Source organism: Streptomyces sp. NPDC056480 (assembly GCF_042795405.1).
Classification (GTDB): domain Bacteria; phylum Actinomycetota; class Actinomycetes; order Streptomycetales; family Streptomycetaceae; genus Streptomyces.
The window spans coordinates 1-18057 of sequence record NZ_JBHTSA010000148.1 but is presented as its reverse complement, the minus strand read 5'-3'; the positions used below and the strand labels follow the sequence as shown (position 1 = coordinate 18057).

Below are 18057 nucleotides of genomic sequence, written 5' to 3'. Positions count from 1 at the left end.
GTCACTCGGGACGGTGGGCGCGCCTCGTCGTTGTCCGGCCCGTGATCAGCGGTGATCAGCGGTCATGGGCGGTGATGGGCGGTGATCAGGCGATGCCGGTGCGGCTGATGCCGCGGAGGCACGAGCCGTAGCCCGAGTCGCCGTACCCCTGGTCTCCGTAGCCCTCGTCGCCGTACCCCTCATCTCCGTATCCCTCGTCGCCGTAGCCCCCGTCCTCGCAGTGGTCGTCGGCTCGGCTGTTGTCCAGCCGGGCCACCACGGCCTTCCGGTCGTCGTCGATGACGTAGGGGCCTGTGACCGGGTCGGCGGGCAGGACGTAGCCGTCCGGGACGGCGGTCTCCCTCAGGTAGTAGGAGCCGTTCTCGAGTTCGCCGAAGGAGCAGAGCCCGGCCACGTCGGTGGTGCACGGCGTCCCGACGCGGGTGTCGGGGCCGGTGCCGCCCGTCTGCAGGCCGCTTCGCCCGTTGGTCTCCTCCCACAGCTCGAAGGTCGCGCCCCTCAGCGGGAGGCCGCTGTCCGCGTCTGCCTTGAGCAGCCGGACCGAGCCGGTGCCGGGCGTGACCGGTGTGCGGCTGTTGGCCGCGGTGACGGACACGCCCGCGGCGGCGTTCGCCTCGGTCAGCACGAGCGGTCCGAACACGGCCGGCGACGGCAGGTCGTACCCGTCGGGAGCGTCCGTCTCCTGCCAGTAGTACGTCCCCGTCTCCACCGTCCGCTCACACAGACCGTCCGCGCCCGTCGTGCACGCGGCTCCCAGCTGGGTGTCGGGGTTCGGTCCTGAGGTCTGCAGGCCGGTGGTGCCGTTCGTCTCCTCCCACAGCTGGAAGGTGGCGCCCGCGAGCGCCGCGCCGGACGCCGCGTCCGTCTTCAGGACCCGCACCTCGCCGGTCGTCGTCGTGCGCGTGTTGGAGGCGGAGACCTGAACCCCGTCCTCCGCGTTCTCCGGCGTCAGCACCAGCGGTCCGAACACGGCCGAGGAGGGCAGGTCGTACCCGTCGGGAGCGTCCGTCTCCTGCCAGTAGTACGTCCCCGGCTCCACCGTCCGCTCGCAGAGACCGTCCGCGCCCGTCGTGCAGGGCGCGCCGAGCGTGGTGTCCGGGTTCGATCCGCTCGTCTGCAGACCCGGCACGCCGTTCGTCTCCTCCCACAGCTGGAAGGTCGCGCCCGCGAGCGCCGCGCCCGACTCCTCGTCCGTCTTCAGGACCCTCACCTCGCCGGTGACCGTGTTGGTCCCGTCGCAGTTCGGAAGGTCGCCGTTGAACGGGTAGGCGTGGAACTCCTGGCCGCCGCCGCCCGATGCCGCGCTGGTGTGGGTGAGGGAACCCGTCGTGAAGAAGCGGCCGTTGATGCCGGGCAGGGTGACGGTCGTGCTCGACGTCTGGTTGCCGATGAGGAAGCTGCCCTGGAACTGCCCGGTGCCGGCGAGGTCCACCGTGGTGGCGTCGGGGAAGTTCCACAGCAGGCGTTCGCGGTAGGAGTTGAGCGGGTCGGTGTCGTCGTCGATGCCGCCGCTGTAGGTGGTGATCTTGCCGTGGTCGCCCAGGACGTTGACGAGGACCGTCGCCGTGTCGGGGATGTCGGCGAAGACGATCCCCTGTTGACCGTTCGGCCCCTCCATCTCGAAGTCGACGTTGAACACCTGGAGTTGCGAGGTCCCGTCGCCGGTGAAGAGCGTCTGGCCGCCCTGGTTCACCGCCGTGCCGGTGGGCGTCCTCGGCCGGCCGTCGACCCGGGCGTAGCACTGACTGGCCGCGGTGAGCTGGTCGCGCAGTCCGGCGTACGGCACGACGGCGTTCGCGTCCTCGACCAGCGTGCCGGTCACGGTTCCCGAGACCGGGCCCGCGTGACGGACGATGCCCTGCTCCGTCAGGAGGCCGCCCTTCGTGTCGAGGGTCTGGCCCGCGGCGATGGTGACGCCTCCGCCGGTGGTGAGGAAGGCCGACCCGTCGGGCGGAGGGACCCGGGATCCCACGCCGACGATGCCGAGGTTGTACGTGCCGCCGGCGGCCGCGTCCTTGTTCTGGTCGAAGTCGTCCAGGACCACGACCCGTCCCTCGGCCTCGGCGGCCCGGCCCCGGACGAGGAAGTCGTTCCCGACGAAGATGTTGATCGCGTCGTCGCGTCCGGCGATGTCGCCGTTGTCGATCTCGGGGAACTCGTCGGGGCAGTCCCCGGGAACACAGGGTCCCAGTCCGCCGGGAAGGGGAGCCGCGAGCGCGACGGACGCGCTCGGGCCGAGCATGAGCGCGGGGACCGCGACGAGGGACACGGCGTACGCGAGCCCGACGGCGCCGGTACGCCTCCGAGGGCGCGCCGGGCGTCGTTGAGTATCGGATTTCATGCCGCGAGTGTCTGTTCCCCCAGGTCGGAGCACCACGCACGGCCTCCGGGGTTGATCCGGTCGGGGACGGCACTCACTGCTGGGCATGAACGACGCCTGCCGAATGGAGCAGAGGGTTGACGGACCGTGACGGCGGGCGCTCCCCGAGCCGGACCGGCGGGCAGCCCTCTCCCGGATCTCACCGGCCGGCGTAGGGCAGCAGCGCCATCTCCCGGGCGTTCTTGACGGCCGCGGCGAGCTGCCGCTGCTGCTGGGCGGTGACCCGGGTGACGCGGCGGCTGCGGATCTTGCCGCGGTCCGAGACGAACGTCCGCAGCAGGTCGGTGTCCTTGTAGTCGATGTACGTGATCTTCGCGGCGTCCAGCGGGTTGGGGCGGGACTTCAGGGGCGTGCGGGGTTCCTGGCGGCGGGCCATGGGGGTGTCCTTCCGGGTCGGGCGGTTCGTGGGTCAGGCGGCGTCGAGGAGCGCGTCGAACGCGGCGGGCAGGTGCCTCCAGCCGTCCGGCCCGGACGCGTACTCCTCGTCCGTGAGCAGGCAGGACTCGAGGAGCCGTTCCAGTCCGTCGCGGTCGAGTCCCGGCGAGGTGAAGACGAGGTGCTGGCAGCAGTCGCCGTGCTCGGGGTGCCAGTCGAGGGCGGCGGCGGCCCGGCGCATCGGCGGGACCAACTCCCAGGCGGCGTCCGGCAGGGAGGCGAGCCACGGGCCGGCGCTCTCGACGCAGAGCGCACCGCCCGCGGCGTCCCAGGCCAGCAGGGTGTCGGGGCGGTCGGCGAGCCAGAACCGGCCCCGGCTGCGCGCTGCGGCGCAGCACAGGTCCTCCAGCGCCGCGTACAGGCGCTCGGGGTGGAAGGGGCGTCGGCGGTGCCAGACGAGCGTCGTGACACCGGCGTCGTCCGCGTCCTGCGGCAGCAGCGCGCACGCGGGGTGCTGCGCCGCCGCGGCGGCCTCGACGTCGAAACCGGCGGGGCCGGCGAAGGCGGCCTCGGCCAGCTCCCCCGAGTCGGCCGCCACCCGGCGGGCGGTGGGGTGCAACTGGGCGAGCAGCGCACGGTCCTCGTCGTCCGCCTCCTCCCGGCCGACGAGGGCGAGGACGGGCGCGTACTCGAGCTGACGGGCGAAGGTGTCGCCGACGGTGCGCCGGTCGGTGGGGGCGGCGGCCAGGCCGACATCGGCGAGGTCGTCGCCGTTGCCGAGATACGGCAGCACGAGAGCCGGATCCACCGCCGTGATCACGTTGGTGAGGGTGAGGTGGTCCCCGGCGTGGGCGGCGACGACCTCGGCCATCGTCTTCGGCTCGACCGAGTCCCACAGTTCGACCACGGCGAGCCGGGTCGTTCCGGCGCCGGCCAGCCGCTCCAGCTCCGGTACGAGGTCCTCGCGCAGCGCGCAGCACGCGCAGTCGTCGACGAGGGGGGTCCCGTCATCGGACAGGGGTCCGCTCGCGTCGCGGACGAGGCGGCGCACCGTGCCGTCCGGCGCGCCCGTCAGGTCGTGATGGAGTGCGACGCTGCCGGGGACGGCCCGCAGGAGGCGGTCGACGACCTCCTTGCGGGCGTCCGAGTGGAGCCCGGCGACGATCACGACGGGCAGCCGGGGATCCCGCGTCATCAGCGGGCCCCGTAGCGGCGCTCGAAGCGCTCGACGCGTCCGGCGGTGTCCAGCACGCGGGCGGTGCCCGTGTAGAAGGGGTGGCTGACCGAGGAGATCTCGACGTCGACGACCGGGTACGTCTGTCCGTCCTCCCACTCGATCGTCTTCTCGCCGGTGAGGGTGGAGCGCGTGAGGAACGCGGAGCCGGAGGCGGTGTCGCGGAAGACGACGGGGCCGTAGGCGGGGTGGATGCCGGGCTTCATGGCAGGACCTTTCTTCTGTGCGGCTCTTCTGCGGGGCTTTCGTGTGGGGCTCTTCCGTGCCGCGCTTCCGCCCCCGGAGCCGCTCCGTGCGGCTCCGGGGGCGGGAGTGCTCAGCGCTCTTCGCGGAAGTCGACGTGACGGCGGGCCATCGGGTCGTACTTGCGCAGCACCAGCCGGTCGGGGTCGTTCCGCCGGTTCTTGCGGGTGACGTAGGTGAAGCCGGTGCCCGCGGTGGAGCGCAGCTTGATGACGGGGCGGAGTTCGTTGCGTGCCATGAGGCTAGTATATGGCAACGGTTTTCATTTCCAATAAGCGATGGCCGACGACGGCCACAGAGAGAGGCAGGTATCACCCATGTCCGCCCACTGCCAGCTGACCGGCGCCAAGCCCGGGTTCGGCAACGCGATCTCCCACTCCCACCGGCGCACCTCGCGCCGCTTCGACCCGAACATCCAGCACAAGCGCTACCGGCTGCCCGGCGAGGGCCGCACCGTCCGGCTGACCCTGAGCGCCAGGGCGATCAGGACGGTGGACTCGATCGGCATCGAGGCCGCCGTGGCCCGGATCCGGGCGCGCGGAGGGAAGGTCTGATGGCGAAGCGGAGCAAGATCGCGCGGAACGAGAAGCGCAAGGCGATCGTCGAGCGGTACGCCGCGAGGCGGGCCGAGTTGACGGAGATCCTCCGCCACCGGTCGTCGACCGCGGAGCAGCGCCTGGCCGCGCGGGAGGAGCTGGACCGGCAGCCGCGCGACGCCAGCGCCACCCGGGTCCGCAACCGCGACGGCGTCGACGGCCGGCCCCGCGGCTACCTGCGGAGGTTCGGACTCTCCCGGGTCCGCACCCGGCAGCAGGCGCACGCGGGCTTCCTTCCCGGCGTCACCAAGTCCTCCTGGTAGTCCCCCGGAGCCCCTGGCACAGGCTCTGACCTGGCCCGACGCCGGCGTCGCGGACCGGTACGACACCTCTGGACGGCCCCGAGCGGTGCGCGGCGGAAAAACTTCGGCCGGAGCTGAATCCTCTTGGGGGGTCGCCGTCTCTTATGTGTGTACCGGCCGAACGCGCCGGCGGAGCAACAGGAGGAACACAATGGTCACGGCCCTCGTAGTCATCGGAGTCCTGCTCGTGGGCGCGTGCAGCTGGCACCTCATGCGGCGCTACAAGAGCCGAAGCTGACGAGTGTCTGCGCACGGGGCGCCCGCCGGGTATGAGTAGCCACATGAACCCACGTTTCTCCTGGCCGGACGAGCGGCTGATCAAGGCTGCTCAGGACGGCGACGTCACGTCGCTCACCACCGTCGTCATGGAATCGCAGCCTCATGTGCGCAAGTTCGCCAAGTCGCTGTGCGCCTCGCCCCAGGACGCCGAGGACGCCGCGCAGGAGGCGCTGATCATCCTCTACCGGAAGATCGGCACCCTGCGGGCCACCGGTGCGCTCGCCTCCTGGATGTTCCGGATCGTGCGCAACGAATGCCTCCGGCAGGTGCGGTTCCTCGTCCATCGCAAGGACGAGCCGCCGGCCGAGCCGGAGGCGTCCGCGGAACCGTCCGCCGAGGAAGCGGTGCTGCACAGGCTGGAAGTGGAGCGGATCGCGGCCGCGGTCGGCGCACTGCCCCGCGACCAGCGGCAGGTCCTGATCATGCGGGACATCCAGGGCCTGCCCGGCAGGACCGTCGCTCATTCCCTCGGTCTGAGCAACGCCGCGATGAAGTCCCGGCTGCACCGAGCCCGTGCGACGGTGCGTCAGTCACTGGAAGCGATCGACCAACCCGAACAGGCCACCGACCAGGCGGCTTGATCGAGCCATCGACCACCCGTCGGAGGAGAGTCACGACCGTGAACATCGTGAAGCCCGCACAGGGCGACCAGATCCGGGTCACCACGAAGGCCCCGGCGAACGACATGAACTTCGCCAGCAAGTCCGTCCCGCGCCATCTGGCGCGCGGCGTCATCGGCTTCGGGCTGATCATCGGCTCGATCGCCATGGTGCCCGTCGCCGGGCCGGCCACGCTGCTCGCGGCCCCGCTCGCCCTGATCGCCTTCCGCGGCTGCCCCACCTGCTGGATGGTCGGCCTGGCGCAGACGATCTCGCGCGGTCGGCTGGAGCGCCAGTGCGTGGACGGCGTCTGCACCCTCACCAAGGCGGACCCGGCGGCGAAGGCCGCGGGCGAGCCGGCGGCCGACAGAGACGTCCCGGCCGCCTCCCGGTGACCGGTCCACGACCAGACCGTGGACCGCGTGCACCGCACACGCAGGCTCCGCCGGCTTCCCGTGGTCTCGAAACCAGGGTTTCCGGACCTTCGGCCCGGCCGATTCTCGCCCTCGTCGACCGACCTGGGTGAGGCAGCCGGGCCGGAAGGAATGGGCTGCCGGAAGGCCCGCTGTTCTTCGTCGGCATAAGCCTTCCGCAGCGAGAAAGCGCGTGCTCACACGTACGCGCTGTTTCCGTGTGGTTAACTGCGCGGTTACGCGAGATAGGCCCTCGACGCCGGTCCCCCCGTTTACCGGCATATTGATTCTTGGACCAACTCGCGCACTCTTGCCATTGGTTTACGGCGCGCCGACTCGATGCTAGGGTCCAAATCGAGATTGACTCAGGCTGGGCCGCCGAGTCGGCCGTGCCGTTGATCGTGCTTCACGGGGGGAGCAAGAAAACCATGATCCGCCATGCCCAAATCCAGGCGGCAGCAACGCCATCAGACAGCGCGGTACGAGGCCCTTCAGGCGGTGCGGCGGAAAAGCGGTTACCGATGGTCCAGGATGGACCGTCGCAGCAGGTACCCGGTGGGATCGACGACCGGACGGTCGCCGTCGTCGGGCTTTCCTGCCGCTTTCCCGGCGGGGCGAACCCCGCCGAATTCTGGGATCTTCTCAGGAACGGCCGGGACGCCATAGCCGCGCCGCCCGCGGATCGCGCACACCTTGCCTCCTTAGCCGACGGCTCGCCGCGCCCCGGTGGTTTTCTGCCCAGGGTCGACACGTTCGATGCCGAGTTCTTCGGTATTTCCCCGCGTGAAGCAGCCGCGATGGATCCGCAGCAGCGGCTCGTCCTCGAACTCGCCTGGGAGGCGCTCGAGGACTCCGGCATCGTTCCGGCCACCCTCGCCGACACCGCAACCGGCGTCTTCATGGGCGCGATCGCCGACGACTACACGGCCCTCACGCACGCGGCCGGACCCGACGCGACCTCCGCGCACACCGTGACCGGGCTGCACCGGGGCATCATCGCCAACCGGGTCTCGTACGCCCTCGGGCTCCGGGGCCCCAGCATGGTGGTCGACACCGCACAGTCATCCGCGCTGGTCGCGGCGCATCTGGCCTGCGAGAGCCTGCGCCGCGGGGAGTCGGTCGTGGCCCTCGCCGGCGGCGTCAACCTCAACCTCGCGCCGGAGAGCACGCACGCCCTGGCCGCCTTCGGCAGCCTCTCGCCCGACGGGCGATGTTACGCACTCGACGCCCGGGCGAACGGCTACGTCCGGGGCGAGGGCGGCGGCGTGGTGGCGCTGAAACTCCTCAGCCGGGCCCTGGCCGACGGGGATCGCATCCACTGCGTGCTGCACGGTGGGGCCGTCGGCAGCGACGGCGCGAGCGACACGCTTCCCACCCCCAATGGAAAAGCACAGGAACGCGTCATACGCGATGCCTGGGATAATGCGCGAATACCGCTGGAACAAGCACAGTACGTAGAAATACACGGATCGGGCACCCGGGTCGGCGACCCCATCGAAGCATCTGCTCTGGGCGCTGTTTTCGCCTCCTCCCGCTCCTCGGACAATCCCCTCAGGCTCGGATCCGTCAAGACGAACATCGGCCACCTCGAAGGCGCTTCGGGCATCGCGGGGCTTGTCAAGACGATCCTCTGCCTCGCCGAGCGGGAACTCGTCCCGACCCTCAACTACGAGACCCCGAATCCGCAGATTCCTTTCGCCGATCTCCGGCTCACCGCCGCCACCGAAACAGGACCGTGGCCGCAGCCCGACGGGCCTCTCGTGGCCGGTGTGACATCGGTCGGAATGGGCGGAACCAACTGTCATCTGGTGCTCGGATCATGGCCGAAGGACACCGCATCGGCCGTCGAGATCGAGCCGGACAAGCCGCTTCAGAGGGACGATTCGGATCGTTCCGAATCCCTCGCCTGGGTCCTGTCCGGGCGCGGCGACAAGGCGCTGCGCGCCCAGGCGGTGCGTTTGCGCGAATTCCTCGCGGCGCACCGGGATCTCGGCGCCGCCGAAATCGCCCGGGCCCTCGCGCACGACCGGACCGCCTTCAGCCACCGGGCCGTCCTGGTCGGCACCGACCGGAACGAACTGCTGGCCGCCCTCGACGCGGTCGCCGACGCCGGCGTCGACCGGGGCACGGTGCAGGGCAGCAGCCACCAGGCCGTCCGCGGGGCCGTGTTCGTCTTCCCCGGCCAGGGTTCGCAGTGGGCCGGCATGGCCGCCGAACTCCTCGACGGCGCCCCCGTCTTCGCCCGGGTCGTCGAGGACTGCGAGCGCGCGCTGCGCCCGTACCGCGACTGGTCGCTGACCGATGTGCTGCGCGGTCGCCCCGGCGCCCCCGCGCTCGATCGTGACGACGTCGTGCAGCCCGCGCTGTGGGCCGTGATGGTCGGTCTGGCCGCGCTGTGGCGCGCGGCCGGCGTCGCACCGGCCGCGGTCGTCGGCCACTCGCAGGGCGAGATCGCCGCCGCCACCGTCAGCGGCGCCCTCTCCCTGGACGACGCGGCCCGACTGGTCGCCGTACGAAGCGCCGCCCTCGGCGCGCTGGCCGGACGCGGCGGCGGGATGCTCACCGTGTCGCTGCCCGCCGACCGGGTGCGCGAAGACCTCGCGGCCCACCCGGGGTTGAGCGTGGCCGCCGTCAACTCGCCCGGCATGACCGTGGTCGCCGGTGACGGAGCCGCCCTGGACGCCCTGGCCGCCCGGTACGGCGAGGACGTCCGTACCCGCCGTGTGCCGGTCGCGTACGCCTCGCACAGCCCGCACGTCGACGCCGTGCGCGACACGCTGCCGGCCGAGCTGGCCGGCATCGCACCGCGCACCGGAAGCGTGCCGCTGCACTCGACCGTGACCGCCACGGCGCTCGACGGGTCCGAGCTGGACGTCGACTACTGGTACCGCAACCTGCGGGAACCCGTGCGGTTCGAGCCCGCCGTACGCGCGCTGCTCGACGCGGGACACGAGCTGTTCATCGAGATGAGCCCGCACCCCGTGCTGGCGCTCGCCGTCCAGCAGACCGCGGAGGCCGCGGACCTGCCGGTCGCCGCGCTGGGCACCCTGCGCCGCGACGAGGGCGGCCCGCAGCGGCTGCTGCTCGCGTTCGGCGAGGCGTTCTGCCACGGCGCGGAGGTGGACTGGTCCGCCGTCCTGCCCTCCGGCGGCACGCGCGCCGAGCTGCCGACGTACGCCTTCCAGCGGCGCCGCCACTGGATCACCGGTCAGACCGCCTCCGCCCGCGCGCTGACACCGGCCGGCACCGCGCCGACACCCATGGCCTCCGTCCCGGCCCCGGACCTTCCGGAGGACACGGAGGAGGCCCGGGACACCGAGCCGACGCGGTCGCTGACCGGCCCGGCCGCCCTGGAGCTGGTGCGGGCGCACACCGCCGCCGTGCTGCGCTACGACTCCGCCGCCGAGATCGAGCCGCGGCGGACGTTCAAGGAGCTGGGGATCGACTCGGTGATGGTCGTCGAGCTGCGCAACCGGCTCGTCGCCGCCACCGGGCGCAGACTCCCCACGACCGTGGTGTACGACCACCCCAGCCCCGCCGCCCTGGCCGCGGTCCTGGCCGACGGGCGGCAGGACGCGGCGGTCCCCGAGGACCGCGCCCGCCAGGACGACGATCCGATCGTGATCGTCGGCATGGGGTGCCGCTTCCCGGGCGGGGTGGACTCCCCCGAGGCGCTGTGGAAGGTCGTCGCCGAGCAGCGCGACGTCATCTCGGCCTTCCCTGCGGACCGCGGCTGGGACCTCGACGGTCTCTACCACCCCGACCCCGCCCACGTGGGCACCACCTATGTGCGCAACGGTGGCTTCCTCGACGGCGCGGCGGAGTTCGACGCCGAGCTGTTCGGGATCTCGCCGCGTGAGGCGCTGGCGATGGATCCGCAGCAGCGCGCCTTCCTCGAAACGTGCTGGGAGGCCCTGGAGCGGGCCGGAATCGCCCCGCACTCACTGCGCGGCTCCCAGGCGGGTGTGTTCGCCGGTGTGATGGCCCAGGAGTACGGTCCGCGGCTCGGCGAGGCGGGGGCGGGTGCGGCCGGGTTCGGTCTGACGGGCACCACGTCGAGCGTCGCCTCGGGCCGGGTCGCCTACACGCTCGGCCTGCAGGGACCGGCGCTGACGGTGGACACGGCGTGCTCGTCGTCCCTGGTGGCGTTGCACCTGGCCGTACGGGCCCTGCGGTCCGGCGAGTGCTCCCTGGCCCTCGCGGGCGGTGTGACGGTCATGTCGACGCCCGGCATCTTCGTCGAGTTCTCGCGTCAGCGGGGTCTCGCGGCGGACGGCCGCTGCAAGTCGTTCTCCGCCGACGCGGACGGTACGGCGTGGGCCGAAGGCGTCGGTGTGCTCGTCGTGGAGCGGCTGTCCGACGCCCTACGCCTCGGACACGAGGTCCTGGCTGTCGTCGCCGGTACGGCCGTCAACCAGGACGGCGCGTCCAACGGCCTCACCGCACCCAGCGGTCCGGCTCAGGAGCGCGTCATCCGCGCCGCCGTGGCCGACGCCGGAGTCACCTTCTCCGGAGTCGACGCGGTCGAGGCCCACGGCACCGGCACCGTCCTCGGCGACCCGATCGAGGCGCAGGCGCTGCTCGCCACCTACGGCAGCGAACGCGAGGACGACCGGCCCCTCATGCTCGGCTCCCTCAAGTCCAACCTCGGACACGCCCAGGCCGCCGCCGGAGTCGGCGGCATCATCAAGATGGTGATGGCCCTGCGACAGCAGGAGCTGCCCGCCTCCCTGAACGTGAGCAGGCCCAGCGACCTCGTCGACTGGGAGTCCGGCGGCGTACAGGTGCTGACCGAGCCCCGCCCGTGGCCCGCCACCGAGGACCGCGTGCGCCGCGCCGGTGTCTCGTCCTTCGGCATCAGCGGCACCAACGCCCACGTCATCCTCGCCGAGGCCCCCGCGACCGAGCCGGTCACGGCCGAAGCCGGCTCCGCGGACGACGGCTCGGCGCCCCTGTGGGTGCTGTCCGGCCGCACCGAGGCGGCGCTGCGCGCCCAGGCCACCGCACTCGTCGACGCCTTGGACACCCCTGTCGACGCTTTGGACACCCCTGCCGAGATGTCCGGCCGTGACCTCGGCCGTGCCCTGGCCACCACCCGTACCGCGCTCGACCACCGCGCTGCCGTCACCGCCGAGGACCGCTCCGAGGCCGTCGCGGCGCTGGCCGCGCTCGGCCGGGGCGAACCGCACTCCGCGCTGACGCTCGGCACGGCACGGCCCGACGACGGCCTCGCCTACCTCTTCACCGGTCAGGGCAGCCAACGCGTCGGCATGGGACGCGAGTTGTACGAGAGCGAGCCGGTCTTCGCCGCCGCCCTCGACGCGGTGTGCGCCGAACTCGACGCCTGCCGCAGCTCCGTTCCCGGTACCCCGCCGATCCGCGAGGTGATGTTCGACGACGCCGAGGCGCTCAACCGGACCGAGAACACCCAGTGCGCCCTCTTCGCCCTCCAGGTGGCGCTGTTCCGGCTGCTCGAGCACCGGGGCCTGGCTCCGGACGCCGTACTCGGGCACTCCATCGGCGAGTTCGCCGCCGCCCATGTCGCCGGGATCCTCACCCTGCCGGACGCCTGCGTCCTGGTCGCCGCGCGCGGCCGGCTCATGCAGGCGCTGCCGGCCGGTGGCGCGATGCTGGCCGTCCAGGCCTCGCGGGAGGAGGTCCTCCCCCTCCTCGAAGGCCGCGAGCACGAGGTGAGCGTCGCCGCCGTCAACGGCCCCCTGGCCGTCGTCGTCTCCGGCGACGTCGAGGCCGTCGAGCAGGTCGCCGAGGCGTTCGCCGCCTCCGGCCGCAAGACGCGCCGGCTCGTCGTCAGCCACGCCTTCCACTCGCACCGCATGGACGGGATGCTCGACGCGTTCGCGGCCGTGACCGCGGGCGTCGCGTACGCGGAGCCGCGCATCGCCATGGTGTCCACCGTCACCGGCGGACCCGTCGAGGCCGACGCCGACTACTGGGTGCGGCAGGTGCGTCGGGAGGTGCGGATGTCCGACGGCCTGGCGGCGCTCCACGGCCTCGGCATGCGGACCTTCCTCGAACTCGGCCCGGACGGCGTGCTGTCGGCGCTGGGCCGGGACTGCCTCGACGACGACGCGTCGGCGTTCGTCCCCGTGCTGCGGCGCGGCAGGGCCGAGCAGCGCACCCTGGCCGCCGCGCTCGGCGCCCTGCACGTCCGTGGCCGAGGCCCGGACTGGGAGGCCGTGTTCGGCCCCGGACCGAAGCCCGGACTCCCCACGTACGCCTTCCAGCGGGAGCGGTACTGGCTGACCGCGCGCGGCACCGAAGGGGCGGCCGGTCACCCGCTGCTCGGCCCCGCCGTCGAGCTCGCCGAATCCGGTCAGGTCGTCCTGACCGCCCGGCTCGGCCGCCGCACCCACCCCTGGCTCGCCGACCACGCCGTCCTCGGTTCGGTCCTGCTGCCCGGCACCGCCTTCCTCGAACTCGCCGCCCGCGCCGGTTCGGAGACCGGCATGCCCCGGGTCGCCGAACTCACCCTGCTCGCCCCGCTGGTGATCCCCGAAGAGGGCCGCACCGAGGTACAGGTCGCCGTGGCCGCACCCGGCGACGACGGACAGCGGACGCTGACCGTGCACGCCCGCACCGAGGCGCCGGACGGCGCCGTCGAGCCGTGGACGCTGCACGCCACCGGAGCCCTCGCCCCGCACGACGGGGCCACCGTGACCGCGGCGGGCCCGCCCTCCACCGAGGGCGAGCCGCTGGCCGTCGACGGCTGCTACGACGAGCTGGCCACCGCGGGGTACGCGTACGGGCCCGTCTTCCAGGGCCTGCGTACCGCGCGGCGGCACGGCACGGACCTCGTCGCCGAGGTCGCCCTGCCGCCGTCCGTCACCGACGCCGCCTCGTACGGGCTGCACCCGGCGCTGCTCGACGCGGCCCTGCACCCGATCGTCATGACGGCGCTGGACGACGGAAACCGTCGCCTGCTGCCCTTCTCCTGGCACGGGGTGACGGTCCGTCAGCCCGGCGCCCGTACCGCCCGCGTGGTCATCACCCGCACCGGGCCGGACGCGGTGTCGCTGACCCTGCTCGACGAGTCCCGCGCGGTCGTCGCCGAGGTCGAGGAGCTGGTCCTGCGCCCGGTGAGCGACGAGGTGGCCGTCCCGCGGTCCCTCCACCGGCTGGACTGGATCCCGGCCACGGTGGACCGTGAACCGTCGCCGTCGGCCGCCTCGCTGGGCGCCGCCGACCTGGGCGTCGGTGCGCCGTACGCCGATCTCGCGACCCTGGGCCGGGCCCTCGGCACGGGCCTTCCCGCCCCCGCGGTGGTCTTCGCACCGCTCGCGGACCTCGACGACTCCGGAGACGTCACCGGCCTCGGAGAGCGTGCCGACGGATCGGGGGCCGGCTCACGGACCGCCGTGCACCGTGCGCTCGCCCTCCTCCAGGAGTGGCTGGCCGACGACCGGCTCGCCGACTCCCGGCTGGTGCTCGTCACCCGGGCCGCCGTGGCCACGGCGGCGGACGCCGAGGTGAACCCCGACCTCGCCGCCGTATGGGGTCTGGCCCGCTCGGCGCAGACCGAGAACCCGGGGCGCGTCGGACTGCTCGACGTGGAGTCGGCCGCCGACTGCCGTACCGCACTGCCGCTGATCGACGCCGAGCACCAACTCGCCGTACGTGGCGATGAACTGCTCGTGCCGATGCTCGGCCGGGCGACGGCCGACGGCTCCCTCGTCCCCCCGGCCGGGGTCACCGCCTGGCGGCTCGGGGTCCGCGACCGCGGAACCCTGGACCACCTGGCGCTCGAACCCTGCCCTGAGGCCCTGGCCCCGCTGGCCGACGGCGAGGTACGCATCGCCGTGCGCGCCGCGGGCGTCAACTTCCGCGACGTCCTGAACACCCTCGGTCTCTACCCCGGCGACCCCGGCCTGCTGGGCCTCGAAGGCGCCGGCGTGGTCACCGAGGTCGGGCCCGGTGTCACCGGTCTCGACGTCGGCGACCGGGTCATGGGCCTGTTCTCCGGGGCATTCGGCCCGGTGGGCGTCGCCGACCACCGGCGGGTCGCGGTCATGCCCGCCGACTGGACCTTCGCCCAGGCGGCGTCCGCGCCCATCGTGTTCCTCACCGCCTACCACGCCCTGGTCGGCCTCGCCGGCCTGACCGCGGGCGAGCGCGTCCTGATCCACGCCGCCGCCGGCGGTGTCGGGATGGCCGCCGTCCAGCTCGCCCGGCACCTCGGGGCGGAGGTGTACGGCACGGCGGGCCCCGGCAAGTGGGACGCCCTGCGTCCCCTCGGTCTGGAAGGCGCGAACCTGGCGTCGTCCCGCACCCTGGACTTCGAGTCGGCGTTCGGTGCGGCCACCGGGGGCCGCGGCATGGACGTCGTACTGAACTCGCTCGCCGGTGAGTTCATCGACGCCTCCCTGAGGCTGCTGCCGAACGGCGGCCGCTTCGTGGAGATGGGCAAGACCGATCTGCGCGAGCCGGAACAGGTCGCGGCCGATCACCCCGGGGTGGACTACGGCTTCTTCGACCTGCTGCAGGAGCCCACCGAGCGGATCGCCGAACTCCTCACGGACGTGCTGCGGTTGCTGTCCTCGGGGGCGCTCACTCCGCTGCCGCTGAGCACCTGGGACGTACGCCGGGCGCCCGGGGCGTTCCGGCACGTCAGCCAGGCCCGGCACATCGGCAAGGTGGTCCTCACCCTGCCGGCGGCCCTCGACCCGGACGGCACGGTCCTGGTCACCGGTGCCACCGGCGCCCTGGGCGGGCTCGTCTCACGGCACCTGGTCACCGAGCACGGCGCCCGCCGTCTGCTCCTGGTCAGCCGCCGCGGGCCCGACGCCCCGGACGCGCAGGAACTGGCCGCCGAACTGGCCGGGTTGGGTGCGCAGGTGACTCTCGCCGCCTGCGACACCGCCGACCGCGACGCCCTCGCGCAGCTGCTCACCGGCGTACGGCTCACCGCTGTCGTCCACGCGGCAGGAGTGCTCGACGACGGTGTGATCACCACCCTCACCCCGGAGCGCCTCGACACGGTGCTCGCCCCCAAGGCGACCGCGGCCCGCAATCTGCACGAGCTGACCGCGGACCACGACCTCGCCGCCTTCGTCCTCTTCTCCTCCGTCATGGGGGTCATCGGTGGCGCCGGCCAGGGCAACTACGCCGCGGCCAACACCTACCTGGACGCCCTGGCCCAGCACCGCAGGGCCCGGCGCCTCCCCGCGCTCTCCCTGGCCTGGGGCATGTGGGCGGACACGGCGGGACGACCGGGCGCCGCCGGAATGGCGGGGTCCCTGTCCGAGGCCGACCGGGGCCGGCTCGCCCGGACCGGTCTCGCACCCATCGACCGGACGGAGGGCCTGGCCCTGCTCGACGCGGCACTGCGCATGGACGCCGCCGCCCTCGTCCCCGCCCCGCTCGACCGAGCCGCCCTCGGCGCCCTGGGCACCCGACTGCCCACCGTGCTGCGGGACCTGGCACCGGCCGCTCCGCGACCGGCCCGGGCGGCGGCCACCGCCGCGGCCCCGACGACCGCGACGCTGCGTGACCGGATCGCCGCACTGGCCCCGACCGAGCGGGAGGAACTGCTCCTCGATCTCGTCCGGGTGCAGACCGCCGCCGTGCTCGGCCGGTCCACCGCGTCCGGCATTCCCGCCGACCGGTCCTTCAAGGACATGGGCTGCGACTCCCTGACGCTCGTGGAACTCCGCAACAGGCTGCAGACCAGCGCCGGTCTGCGCCTCCCCGCCACCTTCCTCTTCAACTACCCCACGCCGATCGCGGTCGTGGTCCAACTGCACACCGAACTGGCCCCGGCCGAGGCGGAATCCGCCGCCTCCGACGACACGAAGGCCGCACCCGGGCTCGTCGAACTCGACGGCCTCGAAGCGGCGCTCGCCGACCTGCCGGACGACACCCGGGACGACGTCAGGGACGAGATCGTCCAACGACTCCAGGCCCTGGCGGCCCGCGTACCGGCTCAGCGGACCCAGGCCGACGACAAGGATCTGGCCGCACGGGTCGAGTCGGCCTCGGTCGACGAGCTCCTCGCGTTCATCGACTCCGAACTCTGACCCCGATCACCACTCCGACCACCATTCCACCCGCGCATCGCACGGGCCCGGACCTCGGTACGCCCGTCCTGTCGGCCGCGCGCGGCACGCCCCGGCTCATCCCACGGGCGTGCCGTGCCCGGACCGCGCACACGCACAGCTTCACGACGCCTACGGGGGCATCATCGTCATGACAACACCGGACAACGACAAACTCGTCGAATACCTCAAGCGCCTCACCGTCGACCTCCACCAGTCCCGTCAGCGGGTCCGTGAACTGGAGGCCGGCGTGAACGATCCGATCGTGGTCGTCGGCATGGGGTGCCGTTACCCGGGCGGGGTGGACTCCCCCGAGGCGCTGTGGAAGGTCGTCGCCGAGCAGCGCGATGTGATCTCCGGACTGCCCACCGACCGCGGCTGGGACCTCGACGGTCTCTACCACCCGGACCCGGACCACTCCGGCACGTCGTACGTGCGCGACGGCGGATTCCTGAGCGGCGCCGGCGAGTTCGACCCCGCGTTCTTCGGGATCGCTCCCCGTGAGGCGCTGGCGATGGACCCGCAGCAGCGGCTGCTCCTCGAGGTGTCGTGGGAGGCCCTGGAGCGGGCCGGAATCGCCCCCGGAACGCTGCACGGCACGTCGACGGGAGTGTTCCTCGGCGCGATCGCCCAGGAGTACGGTCCGCGGCTCGGCGAGGCGGCGGCGGGCGCCGCCGGATTCGGTCTGACGGGCACCACGTCGAGCGTCGCCTCGGGCCGGGTCGCCTACACCCTCGGCCTGCAGGGACCGGCGCTGACGGTCGACACGGCGTGCTCCTCCTCGCTCGTCGCACTGCATCTCGCCGTCCAGGCCCTGCGGTCCGGCGAGTGCTCGCTCGCCCTCGCGGGCGGTGTGACGGTCATGTCGACGCCCGGCATCTTCGTCGAGTTCTCGCGTCAGCGGGGTCTGGCGGCGGACGGGCGCTGCAAGTCGTTCTCGGCGGACGCGGACGGTACGGCGTGGGCCGAGGGCGTCGGTGTCCTGGTCGTGGAGCGGCTGTCCGACGCCCGACGGCTGGGTCATGACGTCCTTGCCGTGGTCGCCGGTACGGCCGTCAACCAGGACGGTGCTTCCAATGGACTCACCGCGCCCAGCGGTCCGGCTCAGGAGCGTGTCATCCGCGCCGCCGTCCAGGACGCCGGGGTCTCCTTCTCCGGAGTCGACGCGGTCGAGGCCCACGGCACCGGCACCGTCCTCGGCGACCCGATCGAGGCGCAGGCGCTGCTCGCCACCTACGGCAGCCGGCGTGACGGTGGTCAGCCCCTGATGCTGGGGTCGCTGAAGTCCAACCTGGGGCACGCGCAGGCGGCCGCCGGTGTCGGTGGCGTCATCAAGATGGTGATGGCCCTGCGGCAGCAGGAGCTGCCCGCCTCCCTGAACGTGAGCAGGCCCAGCGACCTCGTCGACTGGGAGTCCGGCGGCGTGCAGGTGCTGACCGAGCCCCGCCCGTGGCCCGCCGTCGAGGACCGCGTGCGCCGCGCCGGTGTCTCGTCGTTCGGCATCAGCGGCACCAACGCCCACGTCATCCTCGCCGAGGCCCCCGCGACCGAGCCGGTCACGGCCGAAGCGGGCTCCGCGGACGC

The 18057-nt window shown here is 72.9% G+C and carries 11 protein-coding genes; 6 read left to right on the top strand and 5 right to left on the bottom strand.

What is annotated here, in order from left to right:
• Positions 1 to 85: 85 nt before the first annotated feature.
• The 5 genes from ACFQ79_RS36295 to rpmG all read right to left on the bottom strand — a co-directional run bounded on the left by ACFQ79_RS36295 (position 86) and on the right by rpmG (position 4470).
• Positions 86 to 2341: a choice-of-anchor A family protein gene (locus tag ACFQ79_RS36295; RefSeq protein ID WP_383591483.1), complete on the bottom strand. Its 2256-nt coding sequence runs from the start codon at positions 2339 to 2341 to the stop codon at positions 86 to 88.
• A 178-nt stretch (positions 2342 to 2519) separates the two neighbouring features.
• Entirely contained in the window at positions 2520 to 2756 is a 237-nt protein-coding gene (gene rpsR, locus ACFQ79_RS36290) for a 30S ribosomal protein S18 (RefSeq protein ID WP_383591480.1), read from the bottom strand.
• 33 nt (positions 2757 to 2789) lie between these two features.
• A complete protein-coding gene (locus ACFQ79_RS36285) occupies positions 2790 to 3950 on the bottom strand; it encodes a CobW family GTP-binding protein (RefSeq protein ID WP_383591477.1) in 1161 nt (386 codons plus the stop codon).
• Complete coding sequence (locus ACFQ79_RS36280; RefSeq protein WP_383591474.1) at positions 3950 to 4195, bottom strand: type B 50S ribosomal protein L31; 246 nt, start codon at positions 4193 to 4195, stop codon at positions 3950 to 3952. The genes ACFQ79_RS36285 and ACFQ79_RS36280 overlap by 1 nt, the downstream gene beginning before the upstream one ends.
• Positions 4196 to 4305: 110 nt before the next feature.
• Entirely contained in the window at positions 4306 to 4470 is a 165-nt protein-coding gene (gene rpmG / locus ACFQ79_RS36275) for a 50S ribosomal protein L33 (protein ID WP_209497550.1), read from the bottom strand.
• 79 nt (positions 4471 to 4549) lie between these two features.
• On the opposite strand from rpmG, the gene rpmB reads away from it, so the two are divergent.
• From rpmB to ACFQ79_RS36245, 6 genes are all read left to right on the top strand, one after another.
• Positions 4550 to 4786, top strand: a complete 237-nt coding sequence (rpmB, locus tag ACFQ79_RS36270; RefSeq protein WP_383591471.1) for a 50S ribosomal protein L28 — start codon at positions 4550 to 4552, stop codon at positions 4784 to 4786.
• On the top strand, positions 4786 to 5091 hold the full coding sequence (gene rpsN / locus ACFQ79_RS36265; protein WP_383591468.1) for a 30S ribosomal protein S14: 306 nt from the start codon (positions 4786 to 4788) through the stop codon (positions 5089 to 5091). Before rpmB ends, rpsN begins: the two co-directional genes overlap by 1 nt.
• Before the next feature lie 320 nt (positions 5092 to 5411).
• Complete coding sequence (locus ACFQ79_RS36260; protein WP_383591465.1) at positions 5412 to 5990, top strand: RNA polymerase sigma factor; 579 nt, start codon at positions 5412 to 5414, stop codon at positions 5988 to 5990.
• A gap of 38 nt (positions 5991 to 6028) precedes the next feature.
• The gene (locus tag ACFQ79_RS36255) at positions 6029 to 6403 is read left to right on the top strand and encodes a hypothetical protein (RefSeq protein ID WP_383591462.1); all 375 of its coding nucleotides are present in this window, start codon (positions 6029 to 6031) and stop codon (positions 6401 to 6403) included.
• Between the two features lie 539 nt (positions 6404 to 6942).
• Positions 6943 to 16455 carry an SDR family NAD(P)-dependent oxidoreductase gene (locus tag ACFQ79_RS36250; RefSeq protein ID WP_383591460.1) on the top strand — a complete coding sequence of 3171 codons (9513 nt, stop codon included), beginning with the start codon at positions 6943 to 6945 and terminating at the stop codon, positions 16453 to 16455.
• 169 nt (positions 16456 to 16624) lie between these two features.
• Positions 16625 to 18057 (top strand): type I polyketide synthase (locus ACFQ79_RS36245; protein WP_383591457.1); only part of this gene is annotated, 1433 nt, incomplete at its 3' end.